The 20,499-nt window shown below is 60.3% G+C and carries 21 protein-coding genes; 12 read left to right on the forward strand and 9 right to left on the reverse strand.

Annotation, left to right across the window (positions count from 1 at the left end):
- From trmL to ACJ8J1_RS23920, 3 genes are all read left to right on the forward strand, one after another.
- Nucleotides 1–474: a tRNA (uridine(34)/cytosine(34)/5-carboxymethylaminomethyluridine(34)-2'-O)-methyltransferase TrmL gene (gene trmL / locus ACJ8J1_RS23910; protein WP_033645205.1), complete on the forward strand. Its 474-nt coding sequence runs from the start codon at nt 1–3 to the stop codon at nt 472–474.
- Nucleotides 475–535: 61 nt separating this feature from the next.
- Entirely contained in the window at nt 536–1,309 is a 774-nt protein-coding gene (locus tag ACJ8J1_RS23915) for a CHAD domain-containing protein (RefSeq protein WP_103101909.1), read from the forward strand.
- A 104-nt stretch (nt 1,310–1,413) separates the two neighbouring features.
- Complete coding sequence (locus tag ACJ8J1_RS23920; protein ID WP_033645203.1) at nt 1,414–2,085, forward strand: DUF3313 domain-containing protein; 672 nt, start codon at nt 1,414–1,416, stop codon at nt 2,083–2,085.
- Between the two features lie 61 nt (nt 2,086–2,146).
- Here ACJ8J1_RS23920 and cysE read toward each other — a convergent pair whose 3' ends face one another.
- From cysE to ACJ8J1_RS23945, 5 genes are all read right to left on the reverse strand, one after another.
- On the reverse strand, nt 2,147–2,968 hold the full coding sequence (gene cysE, locus ACJ8J1_RS23925; RefSeq protein ID WP_025304676.1) for a serine O-acetyltransferase: 822 nt from the start codon (nt 2,966–2,968) through the stop codon (nt 2,147–2,149).
- A gap of 106 nt (nt 2,969–3,074) precedes the next feature.
- Nucleotides 3,075–4,094 (reverse strand): NAD(P)H-dependent glycerol-3-phosphate dehydrogenase, encoded by a 1,020-nt coding sequence (gene gpsA, locus ACJ8J1_RS23930; protein WP_033645202.1) that lies wholly within the window; start codon nt 4,092–4,094, stop codon nt 3,075–3,077.
- The gene (gene secB, locus ACJ8J1_RS23935) at nt 4,094–4,564 is read right to left on the reverse strand and encodes a protein-export chaperone SecB (protein ID WP_004931139.1); all 471 of its coding nucleotides are present in this window, start codon (nt 4,562–4,564) and stop codon (nt 4,094–4,096) included. The genes gpsA and secB overlap by 1 nt, the downstream gene beginning before the upstream one ends.
- A gap of 57 nt (nt 4,565–4,621) precedes the next feature.
- Nucleotides 4,622–4,870, reverse strand: coding sequence for a glutaredoxin 3 (grxC, locus tag ACJ8J1_RS23940; protein WP_004931142.1), 249 nt, complete (start codon nt 4,868–4,870; stop codon nt 4,622–4,624).
- A gap of 28 nt (nt 4,871–4,898) precedes the next feature.
- Nucleotides 4,899–5,333 (reverse strand): rhodanese-like domain-containing protein, encoded by a 435-nt coding sequence (locus ACJ8J1_RS23945; protein ID WP_033645201.1) that lies wholly within the window; start codon nt 5,331–5,333, stop codon nt 4,899–4,901.
- A gap of 297 nt (nt 5,334–5,630) precedes the next feature.
- On the opposite strand from ACJ8J1_RS23945, the gene gpmM reads away from it, so the two are divergent.
- Genes gpmM through ACJ8J1_RS23960 form a run of 3 tightly spaced genes read left to right on the forward strand, consistent with a single transcriptional unit; the run spans nt 5,631 to nt 9,475 of the window.
- Nucleotides 5,631–7,175, forward strand: coding sequence for a 2,3-bisphosphoglycerate-independent phosphoglycerate mutase (gene gpmM, locus ACJ8J1_RS23950; protein WP_033645200.1), 1,545 nt, complete (start codon nt 5,631–5,633; stop codon nt 7,173–7,175).
- Between the two features lie 9 nt (nt 7,176–7,184).
- A complete protein-coding gene (gene envC, locus ACJ8J1_RS23955) occupies nt 7,185–8,519 on the forward strand; it encodes a murein hydrolase activator EnvC (RefSeq protein ID WP_028128084.1) in 1,335 nt (444 codons plus the stop codon).
- A 2-nt stretch (nt 8,520–8,521) separates the two neighbouring features.
- On the forward strand, nt 8,522–9,475 hold the full coding sequence (locus ACJ8J1_RS23960) for a divergent polysaccharide deacetylase family protein (protein WP_033645199.1): 954 nt from the start codon (nt 8,522–8,524) through the stop codon (nt 9,473–9,475).
- A gap of 40 nt (nt 9,476–9,515) precedes the next feature.
- Here the strand turns inward: ACJ8J1_RS23960 and tdh are convergent, their stop codons facing one another.
- Both tdh and kbl read right to left on the reverse strand, forming a co-directional pair.
- On the reverse strand, nt 9,516–10,541 hold the full coding sequence (gene tdh, locus ACJ8J1_RS23965) for an L-threonine 3-dehydrogenase (RefSeq protein ID WP_033645198.1): 1,026 nt from the start codon (nt 10,539–10,541) through the stop codon (nt 9,516–9,518).
- A gap of 9 nt (nt 10,542–10,550) precedes the next feature.
- On the reverse strand, nt 10,551–11,747 hold the full coding sequence (gene kbl, locus ACJ8J1_RS23970; RefSeq protein ID WP_033645197.1) for a glycine C-acetyltransferase: 1,197 nt from the start codon (nt 11,745–11,747) through the stop codon (nt 10,551–10,553).
- Nucleotides 11,748–11,987: 240 nt separating this feature from the next.
- Here kbl and rfaD point away from each other — a divergent pair, with 240 nt between their 5' ends.
- Genes rfaD through ACJ8J1_RS24000 form a run of 6 tightly spaced genes read left to right on the forward strand, consistent with a single transcriptional unit; the run spans nt 11,988 to nt 18,364 of the window.
- Nucleotides 11,988–12,917: an ADP-glyceromanno-heptose 6-epimerase gene (rfaD, locus tag ACJ8J1_RS23975; protein WP_033645196.1), complete on the forward strand. Its 930-nt coding sequence runs from the start codon at nt 11,988–11,990 to the stop codon at nt 12,915–12,917.
- A gap of 22 nt (nt 12,918–12,939) precedes the next feature.
- Nucleotides 12,940–13,986 (forward strand): ADP-heptose--LPS heptosyltransferase RfaF, encoded by a 1,047-nt coding sequence (rfaF, locus tag ACJ8J1_RS23980; protein ID WP_033645195.1) that lies wholly within the window; start codon nt 12,940–12,942, stop codon nt 13,984–13,986.
- Between the two features lie 2 nt (nt 13,987–13,988).
- Nucleotides 13,989–14,954 (forward strand): lipopolysaccharide heptosyltransferase RfaC, encoded by a 966-nt coding sequence (rfaC, locus tag ACJ8J1_RS23985; protein WP_033645194.1) that lies wholly within the window; start codon nt 13,989–13,991, stop codon nt 14,952–14,954.
- Nucleotides 14,951–16,117 (forward strand): glycosyltransferase, encoded by a 1,167-nt coding sequence (locus ACJ8J1_RS23990; protein ID WP_033645193.1) that lies wholly within the window; start codon nt 14,951–14,953, stop codon nt 16,115–16,117. The genes rfaC and ACJ8J1_RS23990 overlap by 4 nt, the downstream gene beginning before the upstream one ends.
- 28 nt (nt 16,118–16,145) lie before the next feature.
- Entirely contained in the window at nt 16,146–17,387 is a 1,242-nt protein-coding gene (locus ACJ8J1_RS23995) for an O-antigen ligase family protein (protein ID WP_033645192.1), read from the forward strand.
- Nucleotides 17,384–18,364: a glycosyltransferase gene (locus tag ACJ8J1_RS24000; protein WP_033645191.1), complete on the forward strand. Its 981-nt coding sequence runs from the start codon at nt 17,384–17,386 to the stop codon at nt 18,362–18,364. Before ACJ8J1_RS23995 ends, ACJ8J1_RS24000 begins: the two co-directional genes overlap by 4 nt.
- 36 nt (nt 18,365–18,400) lie before the next feature.
- Here ACJ8J1_RS24000 and ACJ8J1_RS24005 read toward each other — a convergent pair whose 3' ends face one another.
- Together ACJ8J1_RS24005 and ACJ8J1_RS24010 are read right to left on the reverse strand one after the other, a co-directional pair.
- Complete coding sequence (locus ACJ8J1_RS24005; RefSeq protein ID WP_033645190.1) at nt 18,401–19,495, reverse strand: glycosyltransferase family 9 protein; 1,095 nt, start codon at nt 19,493–19,495, stop codon at nt 18,401–18,403.
- Between the two features lie 8 nt (nt 19,496–19,503).
- Nucleotides 19,504–20,460, reverse strand: coding sequence for a polysaccharide deacetylase family protein (locus tag ACJ8J1_RS24010; protein WP_033645189.1), 957 nt, complete (start codon nt 20,458–20,460; stop codon nt 19,504–19,506).
- Nucleotides 20,461–20,499: the final 39 nt, after the last annotated feature.

Here is a 20,499-nt window from a genome sequence, read left to right on the forward strand (position 1 = left end):
ATGCTGAACATCGTTTTATTTGAACCCGAAATTCCACCCAATACCGGCAATATCATCCGCCTGTGCGCCAATACCGGCTTTAATCTGCATCTGATCGAACCGCTGGGTTTTCCGTGGGACGACAAGCGTCTGCGCCGCGCCGGGCTGGATTACCATGAGTTCACCCGCGTCCACCGTCATGCCGACTACGCCGCTTTTCTCGCCGCCGAGGATCCGCAACGGCTGTTTGCTCTCACGACCAAAGGCACGCCGGCGCACAGCGCCGTCAGCTATCAGGCCGGCGACTACCTGCTGTTCGGCCCGGAAACGCGCGGGTTGCCCGCCGACATCCTCGATGCGCTGCCCGCGCAGCAAAAAATCCGCATCCCGATGCAGGCGCAAAGCCGCAGCATGAACCTGTCGAATGCCGTCGCGGTGGTGGTTTATGAAGCCTGGCGGCAGTTGGACTATGCCGGCGCGCTGATCAAGGCGTAATCCACAACGACGCGCCATACTGAAGGAGGCATCGTTGCGATGCTCTCTCCAGGAACGGCACATGGCTTTCGTCGAGGATATTGTCACCCCGCTTCGCCGGCTCGAGTCGGCGCTGAACGAGGCGCTACAGCGGCTGCAACAGGCGCCGGACAGCGAAGCGCTGCACGATTTGCGCGTCAGTCTGCGCCGTATCCGCAGCCTGCTGCGCCCGTTGCACGGTTGCCCCGGCGCAACGCGGCTCGATCGGGCCGCCGCCCAGTTGGGCAGGCTCACGACGCCGCTGCGCGATCTCGAGGTGCTGATCGCTGAACTGGCGCACCATCATCTGGATTGGCAGGCCAACGTGCGCCAGAGCGATTTTCAGGCCCGCTGCCGCCAACTGCTCGCCAACCCGCAGCTCATCAGCTTCCCTTCGCTATTGCACGCCTGGCCGCACCGCTTTCGCCGCACCGCGCAACGCGCCGCCAAACACCGTGTGAACCGACGCCTGCAGCGCCAGCAGCGGCAATTGCGCCGGGCATTGGCTGATACCGGCTACGATCGCCACCGTCTGCGGCTGCTGGTTAAACGCCTGCGTTACGCGGCCGAAGCCTACCCGCAACGCCTTCCCCTTTCTCCCGCCGCGATGGCGAGCCTGAAAGCGGCGCAAAATGCCCTCGGTGATTGGCACGACCGGGAGGTTTGGTGCCTGCAAGCCGAACATCAGGCGGATCTCTGGCCATTGTTGCCACAGTGGCAAGCTGAGCTACGCCTGACGCTGGCCAGAGCGGATGCCTCACTCGCCGCCTTATCACCGACGCTGGCGACAAAAACCGGCGGCGCATCACGATCCTGAAAAAAGGCCGCGACAGGGCACGCCCGGCCCCGAAAATGCCCGCTACGCCGCAGATAATGCGCTATGTTTTGTAAGGGTAATCACCACTCATCATAGGAAACCACATGAAAAAACAACGCTTGAGCGTTGCCATGGCCGTTCTGGCAGCGGGCCTGTTGCTGGCGGGCTGTTCGTCCAAAGTCACCCAAACGTCGCAATATTCGGGCTTCTTGTCCGATTACAGCAAACTGCAGGAAACCACCTCGCCAAGCGGTCATAAAACGCTGCGCTGGGTAGATCCGAGCTACAAGGAATCCAACTATCGCGGCATCTATTTCCAACCGGTGGTCTATTTCCCGGCGGAGAAACCCACGGCGCGCGTCAGCCAGGACACGTTGAACAAGATTAAGGCCTACGCGACCCAGCGGATCAAAACCGCGCTGCAGAACCGCTTTACCATTCTGCCAAGCCCGGCGGGCTCGCGCGTGCTGGTGGCCAAACTCGCCATCACCGCCGTTTCGGCCGAAAACGAAGACATGAAGTTCTATGAGGTGGTGCCGGTCGCTGCGGTGGTTGCCAGCACCATGGCGGCTACCGGGCACCGGACGCAAAATACCGCGCTGTATATCGAAGGCGAGTTGATCGACCAGGATACCGGTAAAACGGTGATGGAAGTGGTGCGCAAGGCCTACGGTAAAACCGTCAACAACGACAGCACGCCGGTCACGGCGGATGACGTCAAGGCGGCGATCGACGATATCGTTACCGATATCACCCAGTTCCCGAAACAGGGCTGACCGCCGCTTGAAAAACACAGGGGGAGCCGAAGCTCCCCCTGAATGGACCCGCAGGCACGGCTTAGATGCCGTCGCCGTACTCGAATCCGTGGTTGGTGCCGTTGAAGTATTGATCCATATCCATCGACGGCGTATCGCTCTCCGGGCGCCCGACGATACGCGCCGGTACGCCGGCGGCAGTGGTATGCGGCGGCACCGCCTGCAAGACCACCGAGCCCGCGCCAATCTTGGCGCCCTTGCCCACTTCGATATTGCCGAGAATTTTGGCGCCGGCGCCAATCATCACCCCTTCGCGAATTTTCGGGTGACGGTCGCCGCTGGTTTTACCGGTACCGCCCAGGGTGACCGACTGCAGAATAGAGACGTTGTTTTCCACCACCGCCGTTTCACCAATCACGATGCCGGTGGCGTGGTCGAGCATGATGCCGCAGCCGATGGTCGCCGCCGGGTGGATGTCTACGCCGAAGGCGACGGAAATTTGATTTTGCAGGTAGATCGCCAGCGCTTGCCGCCCTTGCTGCCACAGCCAGTGGCCGATGCGGTAAGCCTGCAGCGCGTGGAACCCTTTCAGGTAAAGCAGCGGCGTGGAGTATTTATCGACCGCCGGGTCACGCAGCCGCACCGCGAGAATATCGCGCGCCGCCGAAACGATCATCTGATTGTCGGACTTGTAGGCCTCTTCCACCACCTCGCGCACCGCGATGGCGGGCATGATCGGCGTCGCCAGCTTGTTGGCCAACATATAGCTGAGCGCGCTGCCCAGGTTCTCATGCTTGAGCAACGTCGCATGGAAAAAGCTGGCCAGCATCGGTTCACAATCAGCCAGTGCTCGCGCTTCTGATTTAATGCTGTTCCAGACCTGTTCCAACTCTTCTGACGACATCACATACCCCTTTGCCTTGCCAAACGGGCCGCTTCACACGGTGGCGCGGAGCGGCCCAGGTCATTTGCGGGGTCAGCATTCCGCTGCCCCGACATATCTTTTTATGTCACGCGCTGGGTTTTTCGTCCTTTCGGGCTCGCCCCAGCAGGCTCAGCGCCGCTTCGCGGGCGTCCTTGTGGCAGTAAAGCACCTGATAGATCTGTTCGGTGATCGGCATTTCCACGCCGTGCCGCTGCGCCAACGCCAACACCTCTTTGGTATTGCGATAGCCCTCGACCACCTGACCGATGCTGTCCTGCGCTTCCTGCACGCCTTTGCCCTGCCCCAGCATAATGCCGAAGCGGCGGTTGCGCGACTGGTTGTCCGTGCAGGTTAGCACCAGATCCCCCAGCCCCGCCATGCCCATGAACGTCGAAGGATCGGCGCCCAGCGCAGAACCCAGACGGCTCATTTCCGCCAGCCCACGCGTAATCAACGCGGTGCGGGCGTTGGCGCCGAAACCGATGCCGTCGGACATGCCAGCGCCGATGGCGATCACGTTCTTCACCGCGCCGCCAAGCTGAACGCCGATGAAGTCGGGATTGCTGTAGACGCGGAAGCTCTTGCCGCAGTGCAGCAGCTGTTGCAGATCGTCGGCGAACTGCGCATCGGTCGCCGCCAGCGCAATCGCCGTCGGCAGGCCGGCGGCCAGCTCTTTGGCGAACGTCGGCCCGGAGAGCACCGCCAGCGGGATCGCCTCGCCCAATGCCTCACGCGCCACGTCCTGCAGCAACCGGCCGGTTTCGGCCTCCAGCCCCTTGGTGGCCCACACGATGCGGGCGTCAGGGCGCAGATGCGGCTTCAGCTGGCGCAACACGTCGCCGAACACATGGCTCGGCACCACCACCAGCACGTCGCGGCTGGCGGCCAGCGCACGCGCCAAATCGGCTTCAAGCAGCAGGGTATCGGGGAAAGGAACGTCGGGCAGAAACGCCTGATTGCAGCGATCGCGCTGCAACGTTTGAATTTGCGCGGGGTTATGCCCCCACAACACCACGGTGTGGCCGTTACGCGCCAGCGTGATGGCCAATGCGGTGCCGTACGAGCCGGCACCGATGACAGTCATTGAAGCATTGACGGTGTTCATCAGGCATCCTGATGTGGTGCGGCACCTTCGCCTTCCGCCTGCTGCTGCAGATAGTTCATGAACAGCGCGTCAAAGTTGACCGGTGCCAGGTTCAGCTGCGGGAATGTGCCGCGGGAAACCAGGCTGGTGATGCACTCGCGCGCATACGGGAACAGGATGTTCGGGCAGTATGCGCCCAGGCAATGCGCCAGCTGCGTGCCTTCGATGCCTGCTACCGAGAAGATGCCCGCCTGTTGCACTTCGCACAGGAACGCCGTCTCTTCGCCCAGGGTCGCCGTCACGGTTACGCGCAGTACCACTTCATACACTTCGTCAGCCAGTTGGCTGGACGCGGTATCCAGATCAAGTTTAACTTCCGGCTGCCATTCCTGCTGGAAAACCTGCGGCGCGTTCGGCGCTTCGAAGGAGATGTCCTTGGTATAAATACGTTGGATCTGGAAAGCCATTTCAGTGCTGTTTTGTTCTGACATGTGAGTAATACCCTTGGTTAAACGTCCTTATTGACACTCGGTGAACCGGCAAGCTGCTTAAAGCAGCGGATCCAGGCCGCCGCGAGCATCGAGTTCATATAAATCATCACAGCCGCCGATATGCCGGCCGTCGATGAAAATCTGCGGCACGGTGGTGCGCCCGCTGCGCTCGATCATCACTTCGCGCTTGGCGTTATCGCCATCGATGGCGATCTCGTTAAACGCCGCGCCCTTGCTGTTCAACAGCGCCTTGGCGCGATGGCAGAACGGGCAAGTCGCTTTGGTGTAGATATCAATGTTAGCCATGGATTGCCACCTCAAATAGGTTTAACGGTTACTTGCCGCGCACCAGCGGCAGGTTTTCTCCGCTCCAGCCGGCGATGCCGTCTTTCAGCATCGTCACCTTTTCAAAACCGGCCTTGCTCAGGTTCTCCGCCGGTTCGCGGGAGGCGGTGCCGTTGGCGCACACGACGATGATCGGCTGCGCTTTGTGTTTTTCCAGCTCGCCCAGGCTGCCGCTTTTGATTTCGCTGGCGGTCAGGTTGATGGCGCTGGCCAGGTGACCACGGCGAAAATCGTCGCGGCTGCGGGTGTCGACCACCACGGCATCTTCTTTGTTGATCAGGCGGATAGCTTCACCGCGAGCGATCTCTTTGACCTTGGAGAAACGGCTTTTGAAGGTCATGACGATCACGGCGACCAGCAGAGCGATCCAAGCCAGGCTCAGAATAGGGTGTCTGCTTACGAATGGCATAATTTCTTGCAGCATGGGGTGTAACAACTCCCGTCAGTTAAGGGATAAATAAGTCAAGGTTCCAGAGTATACCTGCCGAGTGCGGCAAATACAGCCAATAAGCAAGCGCGATTGTAGAAACTGCGGGCTGCGCTGAGAAATTCCCGAGGTCAGAGCATAAAAGCCCGCGCGATTCGCCGCAACCTTGATCTCTTTGGGCTATTTATCGCCGGCGGCGGTGTAAAATCAGCCGGTTTTTCGAGGGCGAACAGCCATGCTTCCGGCGGGCGCATGGCTATTCGCAGCTTAAAAAGTTCATAAGAGGTCAATGCAATGTCGAGCAACAAAAAACCGATGGTACTGGTGATCCTGGACGGTTACGGCCACCGTGAAGAGCGGCAGGACAACGCGATCCTGAACGCCGGCACCCCGGTGATGGATCGCCTGTGGCGGGAGCAGCCGCATACGCTGATCGCCGCTTCAGGACTGGATGTCGGCCTGCCCGACGGCCAAATGGGCAACTCCGAAGTCGGCCACGTCAACCTGGGCGCCGGGCGCATCGTATACCAGGATCTGACCCGGCTGGACAAAGCGATCGCCGACGGCGACTTCTTCGCCAATCCGGTCCTGACCGCCGCCGTCGATAAGGCCGTGGCGGCCGGCAAAGCGGTGCATATCATGGGCCTGCTGTCGCCGGGCGGCGTGCACAGCCACGACGAGCACATCCTGGCCATGATTAAACTGGCCGCCCGGCGCGGCGCCAAAGCCGTCTATCTGCATGCCTTCCTCGACGGACGCGACACGCCGCCGCGCAGCGCCGAAGCCCCGTTGCAGCGCTGCCGCGAGGCCTTCGCCACGCTGGGCGTCGGGCGCATCGCTTCACTCATTGGGCGCTACTACGCCATGGATCGCGACAACCGTTGGGATCGCGTGCAGCTGGCCTATGACCTGCTGACCGCGGCTAAAGGCGACTACGTGGCCGACGATGCGGTAGCCGGTTTGCAGGCCGCCTACCAGCGCGGTGAAAACGACGAGTTCGTCAAACCGACCGTCATTCGCGCCGCCGGCGAGGCCGATGCCGCGATGCAGGACGGCGATGCGTTGATCTTCATGAACTTCCGCGCTGACCGCGCGCGCCAGATCACCCGCGCCTTCGTGAACGCGGATTTCGACGGTTTCCCACGCGCCAAACAGGTGCAGTTCGGCGATTTCGTGATGCTGACCGAGTACGCCGCCGACATCGACACCGCCTGCGCCTATCCGCCGGCGTCGCTGGCCAACACCTTCGGCGAATGGCTGATGAAGCACGACAAAACCCAGCTGCGCATCTCGGAAACCGAAAAATACGCCCACGTCACCTTCTTCTATAACGGCGGCGTGGAAGCGCCGTTCAAAGGGGAAGACCGCGTGCTGGTCAATTCGCCGAAGGTCGCCACCTACGATCTGCAGCCTGAGATGAGCGCCGCCGAACTGACCGACAAACTGTTGACCGCCATCCGCAGCGGCAAATACGACGCCATTATCTGCAACTACCCGAACGGCGACATGGTGGGGCATACCGGTGTGTATGAAGCGGCGGTCAAAGCGGTGGAAACGCTGGACGCCTGCATCGCCCAGGTGGTTGACGCGGTGCGCGACGTCGACGGTCAGTTGCTGATCACCGCCGATCACGGCAACGCCGAGCAGATGCGCGATCCGGCCACCGGCCAGGCGCATACCGCCCACACCAGCCTGCCGGTGCCGCTGATTTACGTCGGCAAACCGGCGCAGGCGGTCGAAGGCGGCAAGCTTTCGGACATCGCGCCAACCCTGTTAACGCTGATGGGAATGGAAATCCCGCAAGAGATGACTGGTAAGCCGCTGTTCATCGTGGAATAATCCTTCTCCATGAGGGAGAAGGCGTTTTTTGCACTATCAAGGGTAACCCGAAGCGCAAACGCAGGCAGCCGGCCGCTGCCTGAACGCACCGCGCCAAGGACGTTCACCGCCATGTGCGCCAGCGTATTTTGCGCTGGCGTCTTGCTGTTGCCGCTCGCCGGCCAGGCGGCGGAAGACAATAAATCCCAGCTGAAAGACATTCAGCAGAGCATCGCCGAGAAAGAAAAAGCGGTGAAGCAGCAGCAACAGCAGCGCAGCTCGCTGCAGGATCAGCTGCGGCAGCAGGAAAAAACCATCGCTCAGGCCAGCCGCCAGTTGCGCGACACCCAGGGCACGCTCACCCAGTTGGGCAAGGACATTTCCGGCCTGAACGCCTCGATCGCCAAGCTGCAAAAGCAGCAATCGACCCAGCAAAACCTCCTCGCCAAACAGCTTGACGCCGCCTTCCGGCAAGGGCAGCACAGCGCCGTGCAGCTGATCCTCAGCGGTGAAGAAAGCCAGCGCAGCGAACGTATTCTGGCCTATTTCGGTTATCTGAACGAAGCGCGCCAGAAAACCATCGAAGAGCTGAAACAGACCCGCGCCGAGCTAGCGAAGCAAAAAACCACGCTGGTGGCCAAACAGGGCCAGCAAAAATCCTTACTGAGCGAACAACAGACGCAGCAGCAGAAGCTGGAGCAGGCGCGCGGCGCCCGCAAGAAAACGCTGACCGCGCTGGAAGCCTCGCTGGAAAAAGACCAACAACGCCTGGTGGAACTGCGCCAAAACGAAGCCCGCATGCGCGACAAGATCGCCCGGGCGGAGCGCGAAGCCCGTGCGCGCGCCGAACGCGAAGCGCGTGAAGCGGCCAAGGTGCGCGAACAGGTGCGCATCAAGGAACAGCAGGCGAAGAAAACCGGCACCACCTACAAACCTAGCGAAGCCGATCGCTCGCTGATGGCGCGAACCGGCGGCCTCGGCCGTCCGGCCGGCCAGCTGATGTGGCCGGTGCGCGGCCGCACGCTGCACGGCTTTGGCGAGCAGCAGCAGGGCGAGCTACGCTGGAAAGGCATGGTGATCGAAGCCCGCGAAGGCAGCGAAGTGAAAGCCGTCGCCGATGGCCGCGTGCTGCTGGCCGACTGGCTGCAAGGCTATGGCCTGATGGTGGTGGTCGAACACGGTAAAGGCGACATGAGCGTGTACGGCTATAACCAAAGCGCGTTGGTCAACGTCGGGGCGCAGGTGCGCGCCGGCCAGCCGATCGCTCTGGTCGGCACCAGCGGCGGCCAGGGAACGCCGTCGCTCTATTTCGAAATCCGTCGTCAGGGACAGGCGGTTAACCCACTGCCGTGGTTGGGAAGATAGATTTGCGCTATGTCAAAACCCGTACAGCTCTGTTAATGGGCTGTCTGCTGCAGGCTTACGCTGCGCAGGCAGGAAAACTCTCCATCGTCATCGATGACGTGGGCTACCGCCCCCACGAAGAAAACGCGGTGCTGCAAATGCCGACGGCGATCTCGGTCGCAGTCTTGCCCAACGCGCCGCATGCCCGCCTGATGGCCACCCGCGCCCACAGCCAGGGCCGCGAAGTGCTGATCCACATGCCGATGGCGCCGCTCAGCAAGCAGCCGCTGGAACGCGATACCCTGCAGCCCGCCATGAGCAGCGACGAGATCCAGCGCATCATCCGCAACGCGGTGAACAACGTGCCTTACGCGGTCGGCATGAACAACCACATGGGCAGCGCCATGACTTCCAGCCTGCCGGGCATGCAGAAAGTGATGCAGGCGCTCGAAAGCTACCGTCTGTACTTCCTCGACAGCATGACCATCGGCAACAGCCAGGCGACCCGCGCCGCGGCCGGCACCGGCGTGAAGGTGATCAAACGCAAGGTGTTCCTCGACGATACCGCGAACGAAGCCGATATCCGCCGTCAGTTCAACCGCGCGGTTGAATTGGCGCGGCGCAACGGTTCCGCCATCGCCATCGGCCACCCGCGCCCGGCAACGGTGAAAGTACTGCAGCAGATGCTGCCGTCGCTGCCCGCCGATATCGTGCTGGTCAAACCGAGCGCGCTGCTGAACGAACCGCAGGGCAACGGTGGCGGCAGCTACGTCCCGCCGCCGGTCAAACCGCAAAAACCGCAGCCGAAGAACCCGTTCAGCGGCGGCATCAAACAGTGCAAGGTCAAACCGCCGAAGGAAAAAGCCAACGCCGGCACCGCGCTGGGCGTCATCGCCGACAGCATTGCCACCTCGCCGCCGGTGACCTTCATCAAGCGTCATTGGCAACACTGGACGCAAGCCAAACCGCAAGCATAAAAAAAGGCCGGAATTCCGGCCTTTTTCACGTCTGCCGAGATTAATCCCAGCTCAGCACCACTTTGCCCGACTTGCCGGAGCGCATGGCGTCGAAGCCCTGCTGGAACTCGTCGATCGAGAAACGGTGGGTGATGATCGGGGTCAAATCCAGACCGGACTGGATCAGCGCCGCCATCTTGTACCAGGTCTCAAACATTTCGCGGCCGTAAATCCCTTTGATAAACAGCCCTTTGAAAATCACCTGGTTCCAGTCGATCGACATATCCGAAGGCGGAATGCCCAGCATGGCGATGCGCCCGCCGTGGTTCATGGCGTTCAGCAGCGTGCGGAACGCCGGCGGCGCGCCGGACATTTCCAGACCGACATCGAATCCTTCGGTCATGCCCAGCTCGGCCATCACGTCGTTGAGGTTTTCCTTGCTGACGTTCACCGCGCGGGTCACGCCCATCTTGCGCGCCAGTTCCAGACGGTATTCGTTAACGTCGGTGATCACCACATGACGGGCGCCGACGTGTTTGCACACCGCCGCCGCCATGATGCCGATCGGACCGGCGCCGGACACCAGCACGTCTTCCCCGACCAGATCGAACGACAGCGCAGTATGCACCGCGTTGCCAAACGGATCGAAGATCGAAGCCAGTTCGTCGGAGATGTTATCCGGGATCTTGAAGGCGTTGAACGCCGGGATCACCAGATATTCCGCGAAGCTGCCCGGACGGTTCACGCCCACGCCGATGGTGTTGCGGCACAGGTGCGTGCGGCCGCCGCGGCAGTTGCGGCAGTGGCCGCAGGTGATGTGGCCTTCGCCGGACACGCGATCGCCGATGCTGAAGCCTTTGACTTCCTGACCGATCGCCACCACTTCGCCCACGTATTCATGGCCGACCACCATCGGAACCGGAATGGTTTTTTGCGACCACTCGTCCCAGTTGTAGATATGCACATCGGTGCCGCAGATCGCGGTTTTGCGGATTTTGATCATGATGTCGTTGTGGCCCAGCTCCGGCTGAGGCACGTCGGTCATCCAAATCCCTTCTTCCGCTTTCAGTTTTGACAGTGCTTTCATGGTTTTACCTTATGCAATAACGCCAAGATCCTTACCGATACGTGTAAACGCCGCCACTGCGCGTTCGATTTGCTCCGGGGTGTGGTCGGCGGACATCTGGGTGCGGATGCGCGCCTGGCCTTTCGGCACCACCGGATAGAAGAAACCGGTCACATAGATGCCTTCCTTGAGCAACGCATTGGCGAATTCCTGCGCCAGCTTCGCCTCCCCCAGCATGACCGGGATGATGGCGTGATCGGCGCCGGCCAGGGTGAAGCCGGCGGCGGTCATTTTTTCGCGGAACAGACGCGCGTTGGCCCACAGGCGATCGCGCAACGCATCGCCCTCTTCCAACAGTTCCAGCACTTTGATCGACGCGGCGACGATCGCCGGCGCCAGCGAGTTGGAGAACAGGTACGGGCGCGAACGCTGGCGCAGCCACTCCACCACTTCTTTCTTGGCGGCGGTGTAGCCGCCGGACGCGCCGCCCAGCGCCTTACCTAACGTACCGGTAATGATATCGACGCGGCCCATCACTTCGCAGTATTCATGGGTGCCGCGCCCGTTGGCGCCGACAAAGCCCACCGCGTGGGAGTCATCCACCATCACCAGCGCCTGATACTCGTCCGCCAGATCGCAAACCCCTTTCAGGTTGGCGATCACGCCGTCCATCGAGAACACGCCGTCGGTGGCGATCAGAATGTGGCGCGCGCCGTCGGCTTTGGCCTGTTTCAGCTGCGCGGCCAGCTCGGCCATGTCGTTATTGGCGTAGCGATAGCGCTTGGCCTTGCACAGCCGCACGCCGTCGATGATCGACGCATGGTTCAACGCATCGGAGATAATGGCGTCTTCCGGTCCGAGCAGGGTTTCGAACAGCCCGCCGTTGGCGTCGAAGCAAGAGGAGTACAGGATCGCGTCTTCCATGCCCAAAAAGGCCGCCAGTTTCTGTTCGAGCTGCTTGTGGCTGTCCTGGGTGCCGCAGATGAAGCGCACCGACGCCATGCCGAAACCGTGGCTGTCCATCCCCGATTTGGCGGCGGCGATCAGCGCCGGATGGTTGGCCAGGCCCAGGTAGTTATTGGCGCAGAAGTTGATCACATGGCTGCCGTCGGCGACGGCGATGTCCGCCTGTTGCGCGGAGGTAATGATGCGTTCTTCCTTGAACAGCCCTTCACTGCGCGTGGCGGCAAGCTGTTGTTCCAACTGCTGATAAAAAGACGCTGACATTCGGTTATCTCCAGGATTGGGCTAATTGCGGCATATTTTACTGATTTGTAACCAAACTGACGAGAATGCGCGGGAGAGAATATTAAAATTGCAGCAGATATCACGGCAATCGGCGGACTTCAATGGCAATGCGGGATATTCGGAGCCCTTCCGCTGTTTGCCGCGGCATGAAATGCTATGATAACCGCCATTGAGCGTGGGGCATTGTGCCCCACCAGGCAGCTTAGCAGGGGTAACCCAATGATTATCGTTACTGGCGGCGCCGGCATGATCGGCAGCAACATCATTAAGGCACTGAACGACAAGGGATATCGCGATATCCTGGTGGTGGACAACCTGAAAGACGGCACCAAGTTCGTCAACCTGGTCGATCTGGACATCGCCGACTATATCGATAAAGAAGACTTTATCGCCAGCATCGTGGCCGGCGACGATCTGGGCGAGATCGAAGCGGTGTTCCACGAAGGCGCCTGCTCTGCGACCACCGAGTGGGACGGCAAGTACATGATGGACAACAACTATCAGTACTCCAAAGACCTGCTGCACTACTGCCTGGATCGCGAAATTCCGTTCCTGTACGCCTCCTCCGCCGCCACTTACGGCGGCCGCGAAGAGTTTATCGAAGAGCGTCAGTATGAAGCGCCGCTCAACGTGTACGGTTATTCCAAATTCCTGTTCGATCAGTACGTGCGTGAGATCCTGCCGGAAGCGGACTCGCAGATCTGCGGCTTCCGCTACTTCAACGTTTACGGCCCGCGCGAAGGCCACAAAGGCAGCATGGCCAGCGTCGCCTTCCACCTGAACACCCAGATCAACCGCGGCGAAAACCCGAAACTGTTCGCCGGCAGCGAAAACTTCAAGCGTGACTTCATCTACGTCGGCGACGTGGCGGCGGTCAACCTGTGGTTCTGGGAAACCGGCAAATCCGGCATCTTCAACTGCGGCACCGGTCGGGCGGAAACCTTCCAGGCGGTGGCTGACGCGGTGGTGGACTTCCATCAGCAAGGCGCGGTGGAATACATCGAGTTCCCGGAGAAGCTGAAGGGCCGCTATCAGGCGTACACCCAGGCCGATCTGACCAAGCTGCGCGCCGCCGGCTACGACGCACCGTTCAAAACGGTCGCCGAAGGCGTGAAAGAGTACATGGCCTGGTTGAACCGCACCGCATAAGCTGAAGGAATTAACGCTGGGTATGAAAATACTGGTTATCGGCCCTTCTTGGGTTGGCGACATGATGATGTCGCAAAGTCTCTATCGCACCCTGAAGGCCGAATATCCGACGGCGGAGATCGATGTGATGGCGCCGGCCTGGTGCCGCCCGTTGCTGGCGCGCATGCCGGAAGTCAATCAGGCGCTGGCGATGCCGCTGGGCCACGGCGCGCTGGGGCTCGGCGAACGCCGCCGCCTGGGGCGCGCTCTGCGCGCCAACCGTTACGATCGCGCTTACGTTCTGCCCAACTCGTTCAAATCCGCGCTGGTGCCTTTCTTCGCCGATATCCCGCAGCGCACCGGCTGGCGGGGCGAAATGCGCTACGGCCTGCTGAACGACGTGCGCGTGCTCGACAAGGCGGCTTTCCCGCTGATGGTGCAGCGCTATGTGGCGCTGGCCTATGACAAAGGCCGCGTTCAGCGCGCCGACGATCTGCCGCAGCCGCTGCTGTGGCCGCAGCTGCGGGTGAGCGACGAAGAGATCGCCGAAACCACCTCAGCCTTCAACCTGACCGACAGCCGCCCGATCGTCGGCTTCTGCCCAGGCGCGGAGTTCGGCCCCGCCAAGCGCTGGCCGCACTATCACTACGCGGCGCTGGCTCAACGGCTGATCGAGAGCGGCTATCAAATCGCGCTGTTCGGTTCGGCAAAAGACCATGAGGCCGGCGAACAGATCCGCGCCGCGTTGCAGGACGACGCGCGCGATTTCTGCCTTAATCTGGCCGGAAAAACCCAGCTGGAGCAGGCGGTGATCCTGATCGCGGCCTGCCGGGCGGTGGTCAGCAACGACTCCGGTTTAATGCACGTTGCCGCAGCGTTGAACAAACCGCTGATAGCCTTGTACGGCCCAAGCAGCCCCGACTTCACGCCGCCGCTCTCCGACAAGGCGCGGGTGATTCGCTTGATCAGCGGCTACCACAAGGTGCGTAAGGGCGATGCCGAACAGGGGTATCACCAAAGTTTGATCGATATTCAGCCGCAGCAAGTGTTGGATGCGCTGACGCCGTTGCTTGTCGCCAGCGAGGAATAGTCATGCAGGTGTTAATCGTAAAAACGTCCTCGATGGGAGACGTGCTGCATACGCTGCCCGCCCTGACCGATGCGCTGCAGGCCATTCCCGATATCCGCTTCGACTGGGTAGTGGAAGAAGGTTTCAGCCAAATCCCCACCTGGCACCCGGCGGTGGATCGCGTGATCCCGGTGGCCATTCGCCGCTGGCGCAAAAACTGGTTCGGCAGCGACACCCGACAGCAGCGCTGCGACTTCAAGCGCGCGCTGCAAGAACGCCGTTACGATGTGGTGATCGACGCGCAGGGCCTGATGAAAAGCGCCGCGCTGATCACGCGCGTCGCCAAGGGCAACAAACATGGCCCGGACTGCAAAAGCGCGCGCGAACCGTTCGCCAGCTGGTTCTACAACGTGCGCCATGAGATAGACAAACGGCAGCACGCGGTGGAACGCACGCGCGAGCTGTTCGCCAAAAGCCTCGGCTACGATAAACCGGGCAGCTACGGCGACTATGCCATCGCCGCGCGTTTTCTCAGCCAGCCGCCGGTCGATGCCGGTCAATATCTGGTGTTTTTGCACGCTACGACCCGCGACGACAAGCATTGGCCGGAGCAGAACTGGCGCGAGCTGATCGCGCTGACGGCCGACAGCGGGCTGAAGATCAAACTGCCCTGGGGGGCGGAGCATGAACATCAGCGCGCGCTGCGGTTGGCGGAAGGTTTCCCACATGTCGAGGTGCTGCCGAAGCTCAGCCTGCAGCAGGTGGCTGACGTGCTGGCGGGCGCCAGGGGCGTGGTCTCGGTCGACACCGGGCTAAGTCATCTGACCGCCGCGCTCGACAGACCGAACATCACGCTGTTCGGGCCAACCGATCCCGGCCTGATCGGCGGCTATGGGCAAAATCAGCACTCGCTGATTTCGCCGGAAAAAAGCATGGCGACAATCGACGCCGATACGGCATGGCAGGCGTTGCAAAAGGTTATAGCATGAAAAAACTGCATATTATCAACCTGGGTAAAATGGGCGGCGTCGAGCGCCTGTTCCTGCAGTACATCAACGATACCACCGACGGCAGCAACCAGGTCTTGTGCATCAGCGGCGACATTGGCGAAGAGATCCGCCGCCAGTTGCCTGCGCACCAGCCCGTCACCTTCGCCAACCGCCTGATCAATGCACTGCCGCTGCGCTGCCCGCAGTTCCTGCGAAAATTTCTGTTGAAGTGGAAAATCGAGCGGGCCAACGCCGACGTGGTGATCGTCTGGGATCTGGTGCCGGGGCTGGCAGCCAAACCCAAGCGCGGCAAGCTGGTTTACTACGATCACGGCTGCTCCTGGCGCTACCCGAAAAATCAAAAGACGCTACGTTTCTTCGCCATGCTGGACGGCGTGATTTCCGCCTCACACGCGTCGAAGCGGGTGATGGAGCTGCGCTTTAATCTGCCTTGCCCCAATCACGTGGTGATCAACCGCATCAAGACGCCGGCGGGGATCGACACTGCGCCGAAAACGCTGTCGCAACCGGTCAGGATCGGCACGGCCTCACGCCTGGTCAGCCTGAAAGGCATCAGCGTTTCATTATTGATGATGCAGGAGCTGCGGCGGCGCGGGCATGACGTCACGCTGGAAGTGGCCGGCAAAGGGCCGGATCGCGCGGCGTTCGAGGCGCTGGCGACTCGGCTTCAGCTCGGCGACCGCATCACTTTCAGCGGTTATCAGGATGACGTCGCCGGCTTCTTCAATCGCACGCACATCTACATGAGCACGCCGATCACCGAGCCGTTCGGCTTGTCCTGCATGGAATCGCTCTATTTCGGCGTGCCGGTCATCTTCCCGCAGGTTGACGGCCAGCCGGAAGCGGTGAAAGACGGCGTCTGCGGCATTGGCCTGGTTCCGTCGGTCACCATCGAACAACACCGGCAGCTCACCGATATCGAGGTCGACTTCCCGCATGAAGTCTACGATCCGTTAACCGACAGCCTGGTGTCGCCCAAGCTGTTGTCGCATATCGACTGTGCGGATGCCGTTGAGACATTGCTGGCGGGCGAAACCTACCAGACGTTGAGCCGAAACGCGCAGCGCTATCCTGCTGAACATTTCAACTATGCTCAGTTCAAAGCTGAGTTTGACGACACGCTGCGATCCTTCATCGTTTAATCAACACGTGAGCCGGAAAACACGCCCGATGCTAAAACAAAAAACGCCGCACCCTGCCTTCAGTTATTTGATTTATCTGGGATGCGCCATCGCTTTTTGCACCATTCCTTTCGGTTCCGCGACCGGACGCAATCTGTTTTACGTTTCCAGCTACATCGCCTTTATCGCCGTTTGCCTGTATCCGCGCTACTACTTCAGCAACGTTAAAAATCTGCTGTTGCCCGCGCTGATGTTCTGCGTCGGCATGGGCACCATCCTGTGGATGCATCACTTCAAACAGCCGGGTGAGTACATCAACATTTATCGCTCTTATATGTCGACCGGCAAACTGCAGCTCGCAACCGCTTTCATCTTGCTGATTGCGCTCAATGAGCGGCTGTGCGTGCAGCGCCTACTGATCGTCGTGGCCCTCGTTACCGGCCTGGCGATCAACGGCTATTCTCTCTATCAGGGATTGCGGCTGGATATTCCTCGCGTGGAGCTTAACTTCGATCGCGCCACGGTCGCTGCCTATCTGATGACCGCCATCGATCTGGTGATGATGCAAGCCATCCTGATGCTGCGCACCCGCTACCGCCTGGTGCTGTACATTGCGGCGTTCCTGCTTTCCTTCTCTGCGTTGGTGCTGACCGGCACCCGCGCGGCGATGCTGGTTTACCCGGTGGCGATTTGTCTGTCGCTGCTGGCGACCAAGCATCTGGTTTCCAGGAAACACAAGCTCGCGTTGATGGCCTCGGTACCGCTGCTGCTCGTAGCCTGCGGCCTGGTGTTCAAACCGCAGATAGAAGAACGCATTCAGGCCTTTGAGACCGACATGCGTCTGATGGATCAGCCACAGACTGAAAACTCGATCATTTCCCGACTGTCGATGCAAACGCTGGCATGGCGCACCGGCTCACAAGCTCCTTGGGGTCAATCCGCCGAGCAGCGCGGTGAAGAGATCCGCGCCATCGTCGCGCAGCAACCTCGCCTGTCTGGCGTCATGCCTTACATCAACGTGCATCTGCATAACGAGCTGCTGGAAACCTATTCGCTCAAGGGGGTCTGGGGGACGTTGCTGTTGCTGGCGCTGTATATCGGCCTGTTCTTCTCTTCATTCCGGCCGCAGCGCAACGCGCTGTTGCTGAGCGTGAGCGCCAGCCTGTTCGTTTACGGTCTTAGCGATGTCATCTTCTTCAGCACGGAAGGCACCGTCATGTTCTGTCTGGCGCTGATCGCCGCCGTGCTCTCCGTGGCGAAACCGCCTTCCGCCCAGGAGCAGACCGCGTGAAAACTCATCAGCTACCGCTGCTCAGCGTTATCGTGCCGTTTTACAATAACGAAGCGTTCGTCATCGCTGCGCTGGATTCGTTATTTACGCAGATTTCTGATGAGATTGAGGTGGTCATCATCGACGATGGCTCTACCGATGCGTCAGGGGCGCTGGTCAGCCGGTATCTGGCGCAGCGGCAGCATCCGCGCGTGGCTTTTATTTCACAGGCCAACGGCGGCATTGCGCACGCCCGCAATGTCGGCCTGCAGCATGCCGCCGGCCGCTACGTCACCTTTCTCGACGGCGACGATCTGCTGAGCGACGACTATCTGGCGATCCTGCGGCCCCTGCTGATCGCCGATGAATATGACCTGATCGATTTTAATTATCAGAAGTTCACCGAACAACCGCCGAAACCCGAGAACCGCGCGACGCAGCCCGCAGCCTACGACTTTTCCTCGTTGGGGCTGGGCAGCCTGCAACCGCTGTTCGCACGCTCGATGTGGCACCTCTGGAGCCGGGTATATAAGCGCACGCTGCTGGCAGGGGAAACGTTCGAAGACGGCAGGCGTTATGAAGACGTGATTTTCACGCCTTTTCAGTATTTCAAAACTCGCCGCATCGCCCATCTTGACTGCGAACTCTATTTCTATCGGGATAACAGCCAGGGCATCACCCGCAATATCAAACCCAAAGATATTGAAGATTTGCTGTTCGCCATGGAGAAGATGCTGCGCTTTGTGGCGCAGCATCCTGGGGATGAGCCGCTGCGCCGGTTGGCCGCCCTGATGCTGGCCAACTGCTTTTCCGAGGTGAAAAGCATGTCGAAGGCGGTGTACGGTTATTATCATTACGCGCCGGCAACGCTGCAAATTCTGCGCCGCGCCGCCGCTGTCTGCCGCAACAGCGACGTGCCGGGCAAAAAAGTCCGCCAGATGCGCTATGCGCGAGTGGATACCTTTCTTTCGAAGCTGCGCGGGCGCAAACCACGCTAACCGCATCGGCCTGGCGGCCGATGCGTCGCCGCACCTCTAGCGCGCTAAAGGCACGTGCGCGACCAGTTCGTCATAAATCCGCTGCGGCTGAATGACCCCCATCGGGCTTTCCGCCTCCAGCGGCATCGTATAGCCGGTACGCGACACCTGAATGATGCGGTGCAGTTCAGGATCCTGAATCGGCCCGGTGGAGCGTGAATCGGCGGTCACGAACAGGCTGATGGTTTTCACCTTCAGCGCCACCGCCAGATGCAGCGGCCCGGTGTCGCCGGTGACCAGAACATGGAAACTGTCGAGCAACGTCAGCAAGCCTTGCAGCCCCGTTTTACCGATCTGATTATCCACGCAGGCCAGCGTTTGCGGGCCGATCAGGCTCATAAACTGTTGGGCTTTGCCGTCGTCAAGCGGTGCGCCAATCAGCACGATGCGCACATTGGGGTGCTTCGCCACCAGCTCATCGGCCAGGCGCGCATAGTGCGACACCGGCCAGCAACGCGACTCCGTCGATGCCCCAAGTTGAAAACCGATGGTGGGATGGTCGCTGCTTTTGACGCCGCGCTGATAGTCCACGGGAATTTCCATCGTCGGATCGTCGCTGCGGCAACCCAAAATGGAAATCAGCTCCAGCTTGCGGCGCACGAAATGGCCGTAATAATGGAAGATATAGTTGGTTAACCAAGGTTCCAGCCCGCAAATGCCCGAGCTGTAGTTATCCCTGATGATGTACTTTGCCCCCGCCATGACGGCGCTGATGATGTCATAAGGCAGGTGAGAGTGCAGGATCAGCGCCAAATCCGGCTGATGTTCGCGCAGCGATTTCAGCAATGGGCGTATCGTCTTGATCTTGCTGTCCCAATACACCACGCGATCGTAATAGCGGCCGTTTTCCACCAGTTCGCGGTTTTTCTTGTGCACCACCAGCGTGATGTGCGCGTTGGGATAGCGTTCCCTCATCGCCCTCAGTGCCGGCGTGTTGAACATGAAGTCGCCCAACGCCGTGGTGGAATAGATGACGATATTGTCAAACTGCTGGGCGCCGTCGAACGTCGCCTTGTCCTGAAAACGGCCGTACTTCGCCGTATAGCGCCGCAAAAACCAGTCGGCAACCTTGATTTTCCATTTCTTCGACATGTGCGTGCTTAGTTCGCTTTAAGTTGATAATACTCGGCCAGCGTCATGCCCACCGTGCGCTGCTGCAGCCAGTCAAACAGCTGCTCCAGATCGCGGTACAGCACTTCGATATCCTGCTCGGTTTTGAACGTCGGGCTGCCGCCCGGCATAAACTCGGAGGAGTGCAGCATAAACTCGACGTAGTCATGCCCCTGCGCCAACGACGTCTCGGCCACGCTTATCATCTTGGCCACGTTGCCGCCACTCGGCCGCAGCCAGTTGACGGACGGCGAACGCCGCTTGCCGCGCAGCCGATCATAGCCCTGCTTGAACGCATTCATCAGCGCCGAATGCTTGTACTGGATGCTCATCGGCACTTCCAGCAGCGACGAAGCGCCCGGCTTGGCGATGTTCTGCGGATCGATGAAATAGGCCTGCGACGGGAACCGGCTGTAATCGGTACCGCCGTTGCCCTGCGGGTTGCCCGGCGAAAACTGCCAGTTGACCCGCGGCGTGACCGAACAATCCACCTGATAGCCGTATTCCAGCAGCAGTGAGGCATAGTATTCGTTGAACGCCCAACGGCCGGCGCGATGGCTGAGCATTTTGGTCTGGAAGGCGTCCTCCAGCAGTTTGGTCATGTGGTCGACTTTGGCGCGTATCTGATCGGCGGGATACTCGATCAAATAAGGCTTGTGGCGCCAGTCGTCATCGGTGAGCGGCGTCAGCGGCGGGCTGTTCCAGGCGTGCAGATGCATGCCGACTTCACCGGCACCGCGGGCGATCACGTCACGCGCGAACTCGACGTAAGCCGGATCCATCGCCATTTCATAGTTGGTGAGATAAACCGGCTTGAAGGCATATTTCTCGCACAGCGCCTGAAAGCGCGGCAAGAAACGCGTGTTTTCGGTCGCGATGCGATCGTGGTTTTGCCACAGATTATCGCCTTCGGTATCAATGGTGATGAGAAACGCCGGTTTAGTCATGAATATCGAACCTGATATCAACAGAATACGCTATGTTAC

The sequence above is a fragment of the Serratia sp. CY37869 genome (genome assembly GCF_052168895.1).
In the GTDB taxonomy this organism is placed as follows: Bacteria; Pseudomonadota; Gammaproteobacteria; order Enterobacterales; family Enterobacteriaceae; genus Serratia; species Serratia ureilytica.

Bases quoted from the DNA above. Each gene is read 5' to 3' on its own strand.
- trmL (WP_033645205.1), top strand. From the start codon at position 1: ATGCTGAACATCGTTTTATTTGAACCCGAAATTCCACCCAATACCGGC.
- ACJ8J1_RS23915 (WP_103101909.1), top strand. From the start codon at position 536: ATGGCTTTCGTCGAGGATATTGTCACCCCGCTTCGCCGGCTCGAGTCG.
- ACJ8J1_RS23920 (WP_033645203.1), top strand. From the start codon at position 1,414: ATGAAAAAACAACGCTTGAGCGTTGCCATGGCCGTTCTGGCAGCGGGC.
- cysE (WP_025304676.1), bottom strand. From the start codon at position 2,968: ATGTCGTCAGAAGAGTTGGAACAGGTCTGGAACAGCATTAAATCAGAA.
- gpsA (WP_033645202.1), bottom strand. From the start codon at position 4,094: ATGAACACCGTCAATGCTTCAATGACTGTCATCGGTGCCGGCTCGTAC.
- secB (WP_004931139.1), bottom strand. From the start codon at position 4,564: ATGTCAGAACAAAACAGCACTGAAATGGCTTTCCAGATCCAACGTATT.
- grxC (WP_004931142.1), bottom strand. From the start codon at position 4,870: ATGGCTAACATTGATATCTACACCAAAGCGACTTGCCCGTTCTGCCAT.
- ACJ8J1_RS23945 (WP_033645201.1), bottom strand. From the start codon at position 5,333: ATGCTGCAAGAAATTATGCCATTCGTAAGCAGACACCCTATTCTGAGC.
- gpmM (WP_033645200.1), top strand. From the start codon at position 5,631: ATGTCGAGCAACAAAAAACCGATGGTACTGGTGATCCTGGACGGTTAC.
- envC (WP_028128084.1), top strand. From the start codon at position 7,185: ATGAGGGAGAAGGCGTTTTTTGCACTATCAAGGGTAACCCGAAGCGCA.
- tdh (WP_033645198.1), bottom strand. From the start codon at position 10,541: ATGAAAGCACTGTCAAAACTGAAAGCGGAAGAAGGGATTTGGATGACC.
- kbl (WP_033645197.1), bottom strand. From the start codon at position 11,747: ATGTCAGCGTCTTTTTATCAGCAGTTGGAACAACAGCTTGCCGCCACG.
- rfaD (WP_033645196.1), top strand. From the start codon at position 11,988: ATGATTATCGTTACTGGCGGCGCCGGCATGATCGGCAGCAACATCATT.
- rfaF (WP_033645195.1), top strand. From the start codon at position 12,940: ATGAAAATACTGGTTATCGGCCCTTCTTGGGTTGGCGACATGATGATG.
- rfaC (WP_033645194.1), top strand. From the start codon at position 13,989: ATGCAGGTGTTAATCGTAAAAACGTCCTCGATGGGAGACGTGCTGCAT.
- ACJ8J1_RS23990 (WP_033645193.1), top strand. From the start codon at position 14,951: ATGAAAAAACTGCATATTATCAACCTGGGTAAAATGGGCGGCGTCGAG.
- ACJ8J1_RS23995 (WP_033645192.1), top strand. From the start codon at position 16,146: ATGCTAAAACAAAAAACGCCGCACCCTGCCTTCAGTTATTTGATTTAT.
- ACJ8J1_RS24005 (WP_033645190.1), bottom strand. From the start codon at position 19,495: ATGTCGAAGAAATGGAAAATCAAGGTTGCCGACTGGTTTTTGCGGCGC.
- ACJ8J1_RS24010 (WP_033645189.1), bottom strand. From the start codon at position 20,460: ATGACTAAACCGGCGTTTCTCATCACCATTGATACCGAAGGCGATAAT.